The 14,996-nt window shown below is 66.2% G+C and carries 12 protein-coding genes; 11 read left to right on the plus strand and 1 reads right to left on the minus strand.

What is annotated here, in order from left to right:
* The 9 genes from L880_RS0101230 (at position 1) to L880_RS0101275 (ending at position 9,777) form a co-directional block, all read left to right on the plus strand.
* Positions 1-1,248, plus strand: coding sequence for a ribulose-bisphosphate carboxylase large subunit family protein (locus L880_RS0101230; protein WP_027474108.1), 1,248 nt, complete (start codon positions 1-3; stop codon positions 1,246-1,248).
* Complete coding sequence (oiaK, locus tag L880_RS0101235; RefSeq protein WP_084460885.1) at positions 1,245-2,621, plus strand: 3-oxo-isoapionate kinase OiaK; 1,377 nt, start codon at positions 1,245-1,247, stop codon at positions 2,619-2,621. The genes L880_RS0101230 and oiaK overlap by 4 nt, the downstream gene beginning before the upstream one ends.
* Before the next feature lie 87 nt (positions 2,622-2,708).
* Positions 2,709-3,014, plus strand: a complete 306-nt coding sequence (locus tag L880_RS0101240) for an NIPSNAP family protein (protein WP_027474110.1) — start codon at positions 2,709-2,711, stop codon at positions 3,012-3,014.
* A 666-nt stretch (positions 3,015-3,680) separates the two neighbouring features.
* Positions 3,681-4,472: an SDR family oxidoreductase gene (locus L880_RS0101250; RefSeq protein ID WP_043328062.1), complete on the plus strand. Its 792-nt coding sequence runs from the start codon at positions 3,681-3,683 to the stop codon at positions 4,470-4,472.
* A gap of 38 nt (positions 4,473-4,510) precedes the next feature.
* A complete protein-coding gene (locus L880_RS0101255; protein WP_027474113.1) occupies positions 4,511-5,755 on the plus strand; it encodes a styrene monooxygenase/indole monooxygenase family protein in 1,245 nt (414 codons plus the stop codon).
* Positions 5,756-5,765: 10 nt separating this feature from the next.
* Positions 5,766-6,329, plus strand: a complete 564-nt coding sequence (locus tag L880_RS0101260; RefSeq protein ID WP_027474114.1) for a flavin reductase family protein — start codon at positions 5,766-5,768, stop codon at positions 6,327-6,329.
* Positions 6,330-6,386: 57 nt separating this feature from the next.
* Positions 6,387-7,169: a cyclase family protein gene (locus L880_RS0101265; RefSeq protein WP_027474115.1), complete on the plus strand. Its 783-nt coding sequence runs from the start codon at positions 6,387-6,389 to the stop codon at positions 7,167-7,169.
* A gap of 14 nt (positions 7,170-7,183) precedes the next feature.
* Positions 7,184-8,788, plus strand: coding sequence for a phytoene desaturase family protein (locus tag L880_RS0101270; protein WP_027474116.1), 1,605 nt, complete (start codon positions 7,184-7,186; stop codon positions 8,786-8,788).
* A 95-nt stretch (positions 8,789-8,883) separates the two neighbouring features.
* Positions 8,884-9,777, plus strand: coding sequence for a SphA family protein (locus L880_RS0101275; RefSeq protein WP_027474117.1), 894 nt, complete (start codon positions 8,884-8,886; stop codon positions 9,775-9,777).
* Positions 9,778-9,852: 75 nt separating this feature from the next.
* On the opposite strand, the gene L880_RS0101280 is transcribed toward L880_RS0101275, so the two are convergent.
* Positions 9,853-10,902 (minus strand): AraC family transcriptional regulator, encoded by a 1,050-nt coding sequence (locus L880_RS0101280; RefSeq protein WP_157462527.1) that lies wholly within the window; start codon positions 10,900-10,902, stop codon positions 9,853-9,855.
* A gap of 507 nt (positions 10,903-11,409) precedes the next feature.
* Between L880_RS0101280 and L880_RS0101285 the strand changes: the two genes are divergently transcribed.
* Both L880_RS0101285 and L880_RS0101290 read left to right on the plus strand, forming a co-directional pair.
* The gene (locus tag L880_RS0101285) at positions 11,410-13,620 is read left to right on the plus strand and encodes a thiamine pyrophosphate-dependent enzyme (protein ID WP_027474119.1); all 2,211 of its coding nucleotides are present in this window, start codon (positions 11,410-11,412) and stop codon (positions 13,618-13,620) included.
* A gap of 45 nt (positions 13,621-13,665) precedes the next feature.
* A complete protein-coding gene (locus L880_RS0101290; protein WP_051442939.1) occupies positions 13,666-14,976 on the plus strand; it encodes an MFS transporter in 1,311 nt (436 codons plus the stop codon).
* Positions 14,977-14,996: the final 20 nt, after the last annotated feature.

A 14,996-nucleotide genomic window follows, 5' to 3' on the forward strand; every position in this document is an offset into this window, starting at 1 on the left:
ATGGAACGCATACACGCCACCTATTGGCTGGAGACGGGCGACGACCCGGCCCGAGCCGCCGAGGTGATTGCCGGTGAACAATCCAGCGGCACCTTTGTCGCCCTGGCCACCGAAACGCCCGAACTCAAGGCCCGGGCCGGGGCCCGGGTCGAGCGCCTGCAGATCCTCGACCACAGCACCGTGCCCAGCCTGCCCACGCCGGCCCCCGCGGCCAACGGGCGCTACACGCGGGCGCTGCTGGAGCTGTCGTGGCCGCTGGCCAACCTGGGCCCCTGCCTGCCCACCCTGATGGCCACCATCGCCGGCAACCTGTACGAGCTGCGCTGCGTCACCGGCCTGCGCCTGATCGATCTGCAACTGCCCCCGGCCTTTGCCCAGGCCTACCCCGGCCCGGCCTTTGGCGTGGCCGGCACACGCCGGCTCAGTGGCGTGCACAGCGGGCCCTTGATCGGCACCATCATCAAGCCCAGCGTGGGCCTGAGCGTGCAGCAGACGGCCGAGCAGGTGCAACTGCTGGTGGACGGCGGCATCGACTTCATCAAGGACGACGAGCTGCAGGCCGACGGCCCGGCCTGCCCCTTCGACGAGCGCGTGAAGGCCGTCATGCGCGTGGTGCGGGCCGCAGCCGACCGCCTGGGCCGCATGCCCATGGTGGCCTTCAACCTGACCGGCAATCTGGACCAGATGAAGCGCCGCCACGACCTGGTGCTGGCCGAGGGCGGCAGCTGTGTGATGGCCTGCCTGAACTCGATCGGCCTGGTCGGCATGACCGAACTGCGCCGCCACGCCCAGCTGCCCATCCATGCCCACCGCGCCGGCTGGGGCTACCTGAGCCGCTCGCCGCAACTGGGGTTTGACTACGCGCCCTGGCAGAAGCTGTGGCGCTTGGCCGGGGCCGACCACCTGCACGTGAACGGCCTGCGCAACAAGTTCAGCGAAGCCGACGACAGCGTGATGGCCGCGGCCCGCGCTGTGCTGGCCCCGGTGATGGACAGCGCCGCCATGACGGCCATGCCGGTGTTCAGCTCGGGCCAGACCGGCCTGCAGGCCCACGACACCTTTGCCGGCCTGGGCAGTGCCGACCTGATCCACACCGCTGGCGGCGGCATCTTCGGCCACCCCGGTGGCGTGGCCGCAGGGGTGCAATCGTTTCGCGATGCCTGGCAGGCGGCGCAAGAGGGCATTGAACTGGAGCGGGCCGCGCTGGATTCTCCGGCCCTGGCCCAGGCCCTGGGGTTCTGGCGATGAGCGCGTCTGAAGACACCCTGGCCGACGGCCTGCTGCTGGCTTATTACGGCGACGACTTCACAGGCTCCACCGATGCCATGGAGGCCATGACCGCGGCCGGCGTGCCCACCGTGCTCTTTCTGCAGCCCCCCACGCCCGAGGCCCTGCAGCGCTTCCCGGGCGTGCGCTGCGTGGGGCTGGCGGGCTCGTCGCGCGGCCGCAGCCCCGAGTGGATGGCCGCCCACCTGCCCCAGGCCTTTGCCAGCCTGAAGGCGCTGGGCGCGCCCATCCTGCATTACAAGGTGTGCTCCACCTTTGACTCATCGCCCGCCATCGGCTCCATCGGCTGCGCCATCGACATCGGGCTGCAGCACATGGGCGGCGACTGGAGCCCCACCGTGGTGGGCGCGCCCCGGCTGCGCCGCTACCAGGTGTTCGGCCACCTGTTCGCCGCCGTGGACGGCGTGGGCTACCGGCTGGACCGCCACCCCACCATGTCGCGCCACCCGGTCACCCCCATGGGCGAATCCGATCTACGCCGCCACCTGGCCGCCCAGACCCCGCGCCGCACGGGCCTGGTCGACATGGTGCAACTGAAGGCCGGCGATGCCCATGCCCAGCTCACGGTCTGCCGCCAGGCCGAGGCGGGGGCCCCGATCGTGTTCATCGATGTGATGGATGACGAGACCCTGCTGGAGGCCGGTCGCCTGGTCTGGACGCAACGCGGCCATGGGCTGTTCAGCGCCTCGTCTTCAGGCCTGAGCTATGCCCTCACCGCCTATTGGCGCAGCCAGGGTTGGCTGCCCGCCAGCACGGGCCTGCCCGAGGCCGCCCCCGTGCCCATGATTGCGGCCGTGTGCGGCAGTTGCTCGCCCGTCTCGGCCAGCCAGATCCGCTGGGCGCGGGCCCATGGTTTTGCCACCGAGCGGCTGGACATCGCAGCCTGCCTGCTGCCCGACCGGCGCGAGGCCGAACTGCAACGCGTGCTGGCGCTGGCCGGTGCGGCCCTGTCGGCCGGGCGCAGCGCCGTGGTCTTCAGCGCCGAAGGCCCGGACGACCCCGAGGTGCTGGCCTTTGACCAGCATGCCGCCCGGGCCGGCCTGAGCCGTGCCGAGGCGGCCCGCGCCGTGGGCGCCTGCCTGGCCGAGGTCATGCGGCGCCTGCTCGACCAGCACCCCCTGCAGCGCGTGGTGGTGGCCGGTGGTGACAGCTCAGGCGAGGTGGCCAGCGTGCTGGGCATCGAAGCCCTCATCGTGCTGGCCCGCGTCACGCCCGGTGCCCCGCTGTGCCGGGCTTGGTCCGCAAACCCCCGCCGCGACGGGCTGGAACTTATCCTCAAGGGCGGCCAGATGGGCGGCGAGGCCTTTTACGGCCAGGCCTTGCAGGGCGGCTGAAGCGAGAGGGGCGCAGGGTGTCCGTGGTGGCCAAAAGGCCGGGTATATTGGCCGCTCCAAGACAGACCACCCCCCTCGCTCAACCCCATGATCACCTGCCACCTGCGCTACGTCATCGACCCCACCCAACTCAAGACCTTCGAGCACTACGGCAAGCTCTGGATCGCCCTGGTGAACCGCCTGGGCGGCATTCACCACGGCTACCTGCTGCCCTCAGAAGGCGCCAACAACATCGCCCTGGCCTCGTTCTCCTTCCCCTCGCTGGCCGCCTACGAGGCCTACCGCATCCGCTCCCAGACCGACCCTGAATGCCAGGCCGCCTTCAAGCTGGCCGAAGACACGCGCTGCATCCTCAGCTATGAGCGCAGCTTTTTCCGGCCGGTGTTTGAGTAGATCGCTTCGGTGTGAGGCCGTGCTCACCCACGCACCCAAGTCCTTGCGTTGGCCTGCTCTCGGTTCAGCGCGAACTGCGAGGCTTGCCCCATCAGTTGAGCAAGGCGGGTGATAGGCCCAGTGTCTTCACTCAACCAGGTCTTGTACCCGCGCTCCTTGTCCGGCCTGGGGTGGATGTCGAAGGTGGGCGACAACTGCCATTGCGTGGGCGGCATCAATGCCGGCCCGTCGGGCCAGCGTCAGTGCCAGCACTTCCGCGCGGGTCACGTTGCGCTCGTCGCTCACACCGGGGAACTTCCCCAGGGCCAGATGCCCTTGCTCATCCAAGAGGCTGCATGTCGGTCGCATGCCTCCCAGAGAGGTGGCCTTGCCTCGCAGGGACGCCAAATCCTGGGCTGTCTCCTGGCCCAGCTCCACCGCTATTGACGCGCTGAGCATCTGCCCCAATTCAAGCATTGGCGGTCTTGTCCGCCATCCTCCAGGGACCGATCCCAGAAACGTGCCCTGCGCCCTGTCGACTAGCCGCATTTTCTGGACACCCGCAGCCAACCTCGGCTAGTCCGGAAGACCCCAGTACACGACGATCAAAGCACGACAAGCGCAATCGTGCTTGCACATTGGTAAGCCCGCCATCCTGTGGGAGCCAAGGCTGATCTTGGGGTAGTGATGACGACAGAACTGAATTCGAAGGTGGCGATTGTCACGGGTGGGGCAACCCTCATCGGAGCCGCCGTGGTTGAGGCTTTGCGTGCCGCTGGTGCACGGGTTGCCGTATTTGACATTGATGAGGAGCGTGGGAATCAGGTGGCCGCCGCGTCGCCTGAGAGCACACGATTCTGGCCGGTGGATATCAGCCAGGATGCGCAACTCGAGAAGGGTGTGCTTGATGTGGCTGCCCATTTCGGGCGCATTGACTGTCTGGTCAATCTGGCGGCGACCTACCTTGATGACGGTGCTCAATCGGGTCGTGCTGATTGGCTCAAGGCGCTGGACATCAATCTGGTCAGTGCGGTGATGGCGGCCCGGGCCGTGCGTCCTCACCTCCTGGCGGCCGGCGGCGGTGCCATCGTCAATTTCACCAGCATTTCCTCCAAGGTGGCTCAGACGGGTCGGTGGTTGTATCCCGTCTCGAAGGCCGCGTTGGTGCAGGTCACGCGCAGCATGGCCATGGACTTTGCGGCAGATGGCATCCGCGTCAATTCCGTGTCGCCGGGCTGGACCTGGTCGCGTGTGATGGATGAGATGACAGGCGGTGATCGCGCCAAAACCGACCAGGTGGCCGCTGATTACCACTTGCTCGGCCGGGCTGGCGATCCGCAGGAGGTGGCCCAGGTGGTGGCTTTTCTCTTGTCCTCTCGCGCCAGCTTTGTCACGGGTGCCGACTATGCGGTCGATGGCGGCTACTCCGCCATGGGCCCCGAACAGGCCGTGCCCGCCATTCCCCGTCTGGCCGCCTGATTCGCGCCGCCGCTCTTTTCATTCAACAGGAGATTTCCATGCAACGCATCGCTATCGTCGGTGGGGGCCAGGCTGGCCTGCCGCTCGCATTTGGACTGCTTGATCAGGGTTACGAGGTCACGGTGGTGACCAACCGGACCCCGGAGGACATTCGCCAAGGCAAGGTGATGTCCAGCCAATGCATGTTCGACAATTCTTTGCAGGTCGAGCGTGATCTGGGCATCAACAACTGGGAGGCCGAGTGCCCCCCTGTCGAAGGGATTGGCTTCACCGTGCCCCATCCGGCAGAGCCGGGCGCCAAGGTCATCGATTGGCGCGCACGCCTGGAGCGTCCTGCGCAGGCTGTCGACCAGCGTTTGAAGATGCCTGCATGGCTGGAGCAGGTTGAGGCGCGCGGTGGCAAGTTGCTGATCCAGGATGCCGGCATTGCCGAGTTGGAAGCATTGGCGGACAGCCACGACCTGGTCATCCTGGCGGCCGGCAAGGGCGAAGTCGTCAAGCTCTTCGAGCGTGATGCGGCCCGCTCGCCGTTCGACAAGCCCCAGCGCTCCCTGGCACTGACCTATGTGCACGGTCTGAAGCCGACCGCCGAGCATTCGCAGGTGTCGTTCAACCTGATTCCCGGCGTGGGCGAGTACTTTGTGTTTCCGGCCCTGACCCTGAGCGGGCCTTGCGACATCATGGTGTTTGAGGGCGTGCCCGGCGGCGCGCTGGATTTCTGGCGTGACGTCAAGACGCCGCAGGAACACCTGGCGGCGAGCAAACGGTTCCTGACGCAGTACCTGCCCTGGGAGGCGGACCGGGCGGCCCAGGCCGAACTCACGGACGACAAAGGCATCCTGGCGGGTGCGTTCGCACCCACGGTGCGCAAGCCTGTGCTGACGCTGCCCTCGGGCCGTCTGGTGTTCGGGCTTGGCGACGCCGTGGCCACCAACGACCCCATCACGGGGCAAGGCTCCAACAACGCCACCAAAGCGGCCAAGGTCTATCTTGACGCCATCGTGGCCCACGGCAGCCAGCCCTATACCCGCGAGTGGATGGAAGCCACGTTCGAGCAGTTCTGGGACTACGCGCGCTGGGTGGTGCAGTGGACCAACTCGCTGCTGACCCCGCCGCCGCCCCACATCCTCGGCCTGCTGGGGGCTGCCGGGCAGTCGCCCTCGCTGGCCAGCACCATTGCCAATGGCTTCAACCATCCGCCGCGCTATTTCCCATGGTGGGCCGACGCGCAGGCCTGCGATGCGCTGGTCAACGAGCACCTGGCCCAGCCCGTGGCCGCTTGAAGGAGCGCCGATGAACTCCGCCATCACCACCGCGGCCCAGAGTGGCCGAGGCGTTGCCGACGCGGCACCGCACTGGGGCCGCGTCGATTTCGAGTCCAAGGAATTGCGTCAGGTCCTGGGCAGCTACCCCACCGGGGTGGCCATCGTGGTCACGCGCACACCCGATGGGCGCAACGTCGGCTTGACCATCAATTCGTTTGCCTCGCTTTCGCTCGATCCACCGCTGGTGCTGTGGAGCCTGGTGCGGCATTCGCCCAATCTGGAGGTGTTCCGCGACTGCCGTCATTTCACGATCAATGTCCTGGGCAGCGACCAGGAGGCCCTGGCCCGGCGGTTTGCCAACCCCACCATCGTGGACAAGTTCGAGGGCGTGGCCGTGCGCGAGGCCCCGGAGGGGGTGTCTGCCATCCAGGGCGCGGTGGCCACGCTGGTCTGCCTGAGTGATCAGCAGCAGATGGCGGGGGACCACCTGCTGTTGGTGGGGCGGGTGCTGCGCACCGATGGCGCACCGGCCGACCCGCTGGTGTTCCACGCGGGCCGCTTTGCCGCCTTGCACGCCCCGGTGGCGGCCTGAATCGGGCCCGGTGTTCCGGGCCTTCACCTGACCCACGAATCGAAACGAGGAACCCCCATGAGCAATTTCTCCCTGTCGGCCTTGTCCACTCTGTTGTCCAGCGGCCAGGTGCGCGTCGTCGACCTGACCCAGACCTTGTCTGAATCGTTCCCGGCCTTGCAACTGCCCCCCCAGTTCGGGCAGGTGCAGGGCTTTCGCAAAGAGCGGATCTCGCATTACGACGAAGCCGGACCAGGCTGGTACTGGAACAACTTCTCCTGCGGCGAGCACACGGGCACGCATTTCGATGCACCGGTCCACTGGATCACAGGCCGTGACCACCCTGCCAACACGGTGGACACGATCGACCCCAGCCGCTTCATTGCACCTGCCGCGGTGGTGGACGCCAGTGCCGAGGTGGCCCGCGATCCCGATTGGTTGCTGACCGTGGACTTCCTGCAGGCATGGGAGCAGAAGCACGGTCGCATTCCTGCCGGCGCCTGGTTGTTGTTGCGAACCAACTGGTCTCTCAAGGCCTCCGACCCCGCAGCGTTTCTCAGCCTGCGAGAAGACGGTGCCCACACGCCCGGGCCCACGCAGGAGGCGGTGGAGTGGCTGATCCATGAGCGCCAGGTGCATGGCTTTGGTGTCGAGACCATCAACACCGATGCCGGGCAGGCCTATGCCTGGCCACTGGCCTATCCGTGCCATACCTTGATGCATGGCGCCAACCGGTTCGGCCTGCAGTGCCTGAAGAACCTGGATCAGTTGCCGGCGCAGGGCGCGCTCATCATCTCGGCCCCCTTGAAGATCGAGGGTGGCTCTGGCAGCCCCCTGCGGGTGCTGGCCCTGGTGGCCTGATCGGAAAGCCTGTCATGTCCCGAGACGACACTCCCCAGGTCATCATTGTCGGCAGCGGCATCAACTCCCTGGTCTGTGCAGCCTTGCTGGCCACGCGGGGCAAGTCGGTGCTGGTGCTTGAACGCAACGACCGCTTTGGCGGTTGCATCCGAACCGAGGAGCTTTTCCCTGGCTATCAGCATGAGGTGCTTTCATCCTGGTATCCGCTCTTCGTGGGCAGTCCGGCCTATGCGGAACTGCGTCCCCTGCTGGAAAAGCAAGGCCTGCAGTTTCTTCAGAACGACTATGCCACCGGGCTGGTTCGACCGGATGGGACAGGCATCGCGCTCAAGCAGGGGCTCGATGAGGCCCACCGTCGCATCGCGGAGGTCTCCCCCTCGGATGCGGCAGCCTTGCAGGCCATGGCCCAACAGATTTTCGGGGCCGACGCCGCGCTGACCTTTGGCCTGCTGGGGCAGAACCCCTATGGCCTCGGCATTCTCAAGCTCTTGTTCAGCGAGTGGCGCCAGCGTGGCCTGGATGGCTTGCTCGACTTCGCGCGTGGGGCCCTGGAGCCGTTCCGGCGCTGGGCCGAGCGCAGCCTTGAAAGCGACGACATGCGGGCCATGATGGCCCCGTGGGTGCTGCACAGCGGCCTGGGGCCGGACGACGCCACATCGGCCTTGATCGGCAAGCTGACCTTCGCTGCCGTGGTGGCGGGGGGCATGCCGGTGGTTCGCGGTGGGGGCACCCAACTGGTCCAGGCGCTGCAGCGCGTGATTGAACACCATGGCGGACGCCTGCTGGCCAACGTCGCCGTCGAGCGGGTCGTCACCGAAGGCGCGGGCCGGCAGACCCGTGCCACCGGCGTGATCGCCGGCGGGCGGACCTTTCTGGCACGCGAGACCGTGGTGTGCAACGTCACCCCCCAGCAACTCTACACGGGGCTGTTGCCCGGCGTCTCGGCCGTGGTGCGTGAACGGGCTGCTGCCTACCGTTACGGGCGAGGGGGCATGCAGATCCACTTCGCCTTGAACGCACCACCAGACTGGTGTGAACCCGAGTTGGCGCAGGTTCCTCTGGTGCACCTGACGGAGAGCCTGGAGCAGGTCTGCGCCAGCGTGACTGAAGCGAACAACGGATGGCTTCCCGCCCGCCCCACGCTGGCGGTGGGGCAGCCTGTGGCGGTCGATCCCTCACGGGCGCCTGCGGGGGGCTGGATTCTCTGGGTGCAGATGCAAGAGTTGCCGCGCCGACTCAAGGGCGATGCCGCCGGGCAGATCGCCATCCCTGCCGACGGTGAGTGGAATGCCGCGGTGCGCGAGGCCATGGCCGACCGCGTTCAGGCACGCCTGGAGGCTGTCATGCCAGGGCTTGGAAAGCGCCTGATCGGCAGGCGAGCCTATTCGCCGGCCGATCTTGAACACCTCAACCCCAATCTGGTCGGTGGTGACATCTACAGCGGCAGCTGCTCCCCTGACCAGTTCTTCTGGCTGCGTCCGTTCGCGGGTGCCGAGGGCGCCCGCGGCCATCGCACCCCCGTGCGCAATGTGTTCCACATCGGCGCCAGCACGCACCCCGGCCCAGGCCTGGGCGCTGGCTCGGGTTGGCTGGTCGCACAGGCTCTGGCGCGCCGTTGAGCACAAGACTTCGCGGCGGCGAGCCCCTTCCGGACACTCCGCCAAGTTGGTGGCCGGTCATTTTTTAGCCCACACATCGTGAAAAGGAGAATCACATGAAACGCCCCCACATCCGCTGCCGCCTCGTCGCCGCCTTCGCTCTGGCATCGGCGGCCCTCGCGGCCCAGGCCACCGAAGGCAATGGCCTGGGTGCCTATCCCGATGGACTCGAGAACTACCTGGTGGGAGCCTTGCCGCCTCCCGGTGTGCATTTTCTGACCTATGCGGGAACGGCTCGGTACGACACGGTGCGAGGTTCCAGCGGTCAATCACTGGTGCCGGACCTCAACATCCGGGTGAACGTCCTGGCACCGCGGGCTGTCTGGGTCACCCAGCAGCAAGTGCTCGGTGGGCAATTGGCCTTTCATGCCATCGCTCCGCTGCTGGATGTGGACTTCCGGGCCGGTGCCATGCGTGCCAGCAGTCGGGGTCTGGGGGACATCACGGTGGGCACCGCTGTCGGCTACCACGCCTCGCCTTCACTGCACTATTTGTTCGGGGTCGATGTCACCGCGCCGACCGGCCAGTACAGCGCCAATGACCCCTCCAGCCTGGGCAAGAACTACTGGGTGGTGCAACCGCTGTTGGCCCTGACCCAGGTCCAGCCCAGCGGCTTGAACGCAGACCTCAAGCTCATGCTGGATCTGAACGGGCGCAACGATGACACGCGCACCCGATCTGGCCGTGCACTTCATGCCGACTACAGCGCGGGCTGGGGGTTGGGCAATGGCTGGGTGCTGGGGGTTGGGGGTCATGTCTTCCAGCAGATCAGTGAAGACAGCGGCCCTGCCAGCGGCACTGGCAAGGCCCGGGCGATCGGCTTCGGGCCCTCGGTGCGCTACGCCAACGACAAGGGCTGGCTGTTCACCCTCAAGTGGCAGTCAGAGAGCCATGTGCGCAACCGCCCTGAGGGGTCTCAGCTGTATGTGAAGGCCACGCTGCCGTTCTGATTGACCGGCACGGGTTTGTCTTGCGAGTTTTGAGGGGGCCTGATCGGCCCCCTTTTTTTGCTCGGCGCACCAGCGTCAGTGACGCCGCAGGCTCTGGCTCGGGCTTTCACCGAAGCGGGCCTTGTACTCCACACTGAAGCGGCCCATGTGGGCAAAGCCCCAGCGCAGCGCCACGCCCGCCACATTGCTGGTGTGCCCGGCCAGCAGTTCTTCCCGGGCCCGGTCGAGCCGGATGTCCTTCAGGTACTGCATGGGGCTGGTGCCCGTGAAGTCCTTGAAGCCCGCGTACAGGCTTCTCAGGCTGACCCCGGCGATCCGGGCCAGCTGATCGGCCGCGATGGTCTCATGGGCGTGGGCCCGCAGGTAGTCCTGAACCCTGCGGACATGGCGGGGAAGCACGGTCGTGACCCGGGCGGGGGCTGCATCGCTGTAGTTGTGGCGGTGGGTGGTCAGCAAGGTCCCGGTCACCAGCTGTTCCATCTGGTGCACGATGAGCTTGTGCTGTTCGAATCCGGCCTCCAGCGTCACGCATTCGCACAGGTAGCTGATCAGCGCCCGCCAGGCCGTGCTTTCGCGCCAGCGGAAATCGGCCTGAAACACCAGAGGCTCCTCCAGTTCATGCCCCAGCTGGGCGGCAAGCGTGCGTTCGGCCAGGGGGCGGGCGATGCGGATCAGCACCTGGTCGCAATCCGCGGCCCAGTGCATGCGGGTGTCTTCCTGCGGGCTCAGCACCGACGCGATCTCCGGCGTTGAGTCGACATGCTGCGCGCCGCAATCGATCTGGGCACAGCCGGCCAAGGGCATCTGAATCAGAAAGAAATCCTCGAGCTGGCCGGGCTCGATCCGCACGCTGGCGCCATAGCGCAGGCGACTGATCGTCACGTCGCCCAGGCCGGCGTGGTACATGCGCGCATCCAGACGCTGGCTGTTACCCAACACCCCGAGTTCATGGGGCTTCATGACATGGCTCACCAGGGCTCTGGTTTCATCGAGATCCACTGAGGCGAAGAGCTGCCGCTTCGGGGTGTCGAGCAGGATCGGATTCGATGACGAATGAAGGGGGTGGTGTGTGTGCAACATCGCGGTGCTCCTCGCACTGGGCTCAACTCTGATTCGGATGGCCATGGGGTTCCGAACGCCTGGCCTCCGAAAACTTCAGATGCAAATTTGATGCCCGTCAAAACATGAAATTGGATGAATTGAACATCCGATTTCGGTGCATTCCAACCCGGGTATTCACCAATTCGAATCAGCTTTCACCGGCTGCGCACTTCTATTGGGGAGCGCCATGAGGTGCGGACTGCAACGCACCAAAGGCGTGCCTGTCCAGATCCTGCGTAACTTGTCCGTATTGCGCAAAGCCTGATGGAATAAAGCGGAACAGGCAGTCGTGAAGAAGCATTTTCCGCCAGGGGCAGTGGGCCTGGCCCCAGCGCCGCCAAGCTCATGCGCCGCCCATGCGCCGTGCAATGCGTGGCTGGGTGGGGCCGGTGTATCCGTTTAAAGAGCTCTCTTATCCAAAGATCGCACAAAGCTCAATTGCATGATTAATCATGGATTGACGCCGCCTGTTGGGGCAACGAAAGTACGTTCATCCGGGCATCAGCCGGGAATCAACAAGCGGAAATCACCATGGCGGAAAGATCATTTGTCGACGAAGTAAAGAAACTGCGCATGGGCGCTGGCGAGGTGTTCAGCGGCGAAGGCATTCTGGCCGTCACCAAGGCCTTGCTGGAATCGGGCGTGGCCTATGTCGGGGGTTACCAGGGGTCACCCATTTCGCACCTCATGGACGTGCTGTCGGATGCCCAGGACATCCTGGCCGAGCACCACATCCGGTTCGAAAACAGCGCCAGCGAGGCCACGGCGGCCGCCATGCTGGCGGCGTCCGTCAATTACCCCCTGCGCGGTGCCATCACCTTCAAAGCCACGGTGGGCACCAATGTGGCGTCCGATGCGCTGGCCAACCTGGCCTCGGGCGGCGTCACGGGGGGCGCCCTGATCATCGTGGGCGAGGACTACGGCGAAGGCTCTTCCATCATGCAGGAGCGCAGCCATGCCTTTGCCATGAAGTCGCAGATGTGGCTGCTCGATCCGCGTCCCAACCTGCCCTGCATCGTGAAGGCGGTCAAAGATGGCTTCGACCTGTCGGAAGCCAGCAACACGCCGGTGATGTTGCAGATGCGCATCCGATCCTGTCACCTGCACGGCCGCTTCGTGGCCTCGGACAACCGCGCCCCGGCTTTCACGGTGAAGGATGCCCTTGAGAACCCGGTGCGTGACCTGGACCGCATCGTCTTGCCGCCAGCCAGCTTTCTGCATGAGCGCGAGAAGATCCAGAAGCGCTGGCCTGCGGCCCTGAAGTTCATCCAGGAACGGGCGCTGAACGAGTTTTTCGCTGAGGACGCCAGCGACGTCGGGATCGCCTTGCAAGGGGGCAACTACAACACCGTCATACGTGTGCTGCAGAAGCTGGGCCTGGCCAATGCCTATGGCGACACCCAGGTGCCTTTGTATGTGATGAACGTCACCTACCCCCTGGTGGACGAAGAATTCGAACGCTTCTGCCAAGGCAAGCGCGCGCTGCTGGTGGTCGAGGAGGGGCAGCCCAACTTCGTGGAGCAGAACGTGGCTGCGATCCTGCGCCAGCGGGGCCTGCAGACTGCTTTGCACGGCAAGGATGTCCTGCCCCTGGCCGGGGACTACAACAGTGCGACGGTGCTGGCCGGTGTGCGTGCCTTCCTGACGCAATACGGCGTGATCGCGCCGGAGCCCGCCAAGCAGCCTCAGCGTCGGGTGATCCCACTGGTCGCGGAGGCTTCGCCTGGCGCCTCGGTGGTGGTCGCAGAAGGTTCTGCCGATCTGGCGCCGCTGGAGGACATCGTCCACTCGCGCCCACCCGGCTTGTGCACGGGCTGCCCCGAGCGGCCGATCTTCACGGCGATCAAGTTGATCGAGCGCGAGTTGGGCCCGCATCATTTCAGCGCAGACATCGGCTGCCATCTGTTTTCCATCCTGCCGCCCTTCAACCTGGGCAACACCACGATGGGCTATGGCCTGGGTGCTGCCGGGGCTGCCGCACTCAATGCGGTGCCCGGCAGCGCGCCTGCAGGCAAGCGGGCCATTGCCGTGATGGGCGACGGGGGCTTCTGGCACAACGGCCTGAGCAGCGGCATTGTCAACTCGGTCTTCAACCGCAGCGACAACCTCACGCTGATCATCGACAACAACTACAGCTCGGCCACCGGGGGGCAGGACATCCCCTCCTCCAGGGCGGTGAACGCCTCACGCAGCACGGGGCACGAGATCGAGCAGGCGGTCAGAGGGGTGGGTGTCGATTGGGTGCAGACGGTCCGGCGCACCTATGACCTCAAAGCCATGATGGGCGCCCTGCGGGAGGCCCTCACCACCCAGACGCCAGGGCCCAAGGTGCTGATCGCCCAGAGCGAATGCATGCTCAACAAGCAGCGGCGCGAGAAAAAGCAGGTGCGCAAGGCGTTGGCGGACGGCCAACGCGTGGTGCGCGAGCGCTTCGGCGTCGATCCGGACACCTGCACAGGCGACCACTCCTGCATTCGATTGTCGGGCTGCCCATCGCTTTCGATGCGCACCAACCCCGATCCGCTCCGATCCGATCCCGTTGCCATGGTGATCGACAGCTGCGTGGGCTGCGGCAACTGCGGCGAGGTCGCCCATGCCGCCGTGCTGTGCCCCTCTTTCTACAGGGCCCAGATCGTCAGCAACCCGACCCGCTGGGATCGCCTGCGCCAGCGCCTGCGCGGCCTGGTCATCGGCGGCTTGCAGCGCCTGGAGGCGCGTCGCCGGGAGCGGTATGCCTTCTGAACCCCGCCTGTTGGATCCCCTTGTTTCAAACCTGGAGCGCATGAGATGGCTGTTCTGAAATCCGCCCCAACCCACGTCCAGGGGGCTGCCCCTCGGCGCGCGGTCACGCTGCGCGTTCTGGCTGTGTGTTGGCTGGCCATCCTGTTCGAGGGGTACGACGTCGGGGTCATGGGCGCCGTGCTGCCCGCGATGGCCGACGACCGCCAGTGGAACCTGAGTGCCCTGCAGCTGGGGGCCCTCAGCAGCTATGCCCTGGTCGGCATGTTGCTGGGCGCCCTGGTCGTCGGCACGCTGAGCGAGCGCCTGGGGCGCCGCCGCATGCTCCTGGCCTGTGTGGGGCTGTTCTCCTTGTCGATGGCCGGGGCCGCCTGGGCGCCCACACCGTGTTTGTTTGCCCTGTTCCGTGGGGTCGGTGGGCTGGGGCTGGGGGGCGTGATTCCGGTCGCGGCCGCCCTGACCATCGAGTACTCGCCCGTGGAGCGGCGCAGCTTCAACTACGGGCTGATGTACTCGGGCTATTCCTTCGGCATCTTGACTGCCGCCTTTTTGAGCATGCAGTTGCTGCAGCAGCTCGGCTGGCGTGGCGTGATCGCGGCCGGGGCCTTGCCCTTGCTGCTGCTGTGGCCCATGGCCAAGGCCTTGCCTGAATCGCTGGAGTACCTGGTCAGCAAGGGCCGACTCGCCGAGGCCCAGGCCCTGGCCGCCCGCCTGGGCGGTGTCGGACTGCCGCGGCTTCAGCCCACGCAGGACTGCGGCCGAGGCGCCTGGCGCGAACTGCTCGGCGAGGTGTTTGCCCGTCGACATCTGCGGGCCACGATCTGCTTCTGGTCCGCCCTGTTCTGCGGTCTTTTGCTGATCTATGGGCTCAATACCTGGCTGCCCTCGATCATGCACAAAAGCGGGTACGACATCGGGTCCAGTCTGCTGTTCCTGATCGTCTTCAGTCTGGCCTCGGCCATCGGGGGCTTGTTCATCGGCCGCCTGGCCGATCGCCTGGGCGTGCGGGGAACGGTCAGCTTTTTCTACCTGCTGGGCGCCGCGTCCATCGCGGCCCTGATGTCGCCGCACTCCCTGTGGGTGAACTATGCCCTGGTCGCCTTGGCCGGGCTGGGCAGCATCTCGGCCTCCCTGATCCTGACGGGCCACCTGGCCAGCTATTACCCCGCCACGGTCCGGGCCGCGGCCACGGGATGGGGCTTGTCCTTCTCGCGGCTGGGTGCCGTGAGTGGCCCCCTGTTGGGTGGCTTCGTGGCCGGTGCCGGCTGGAGTCCGAGCGCCAACTTCGTCACCTTCGCACTGGTCGGCGTCCTGGCTGCCCTGGCCGTGCTTCTGCTGCCGAAGCAGCAGGCCGCTTGAGCGGCGGGCCTTTTTCTCTC

Origin of the sequence: Curvibacter gracilis ATCC BAA-807, from assembly GCF_000518645.1 — a bacterium.
Lineage (GTDB): Bacteria > Pseudomonadota > Gammaproteobacteria > Burkholderiales > Burkholderiaceae_C > Curvibacter > Curvibacter gracilis.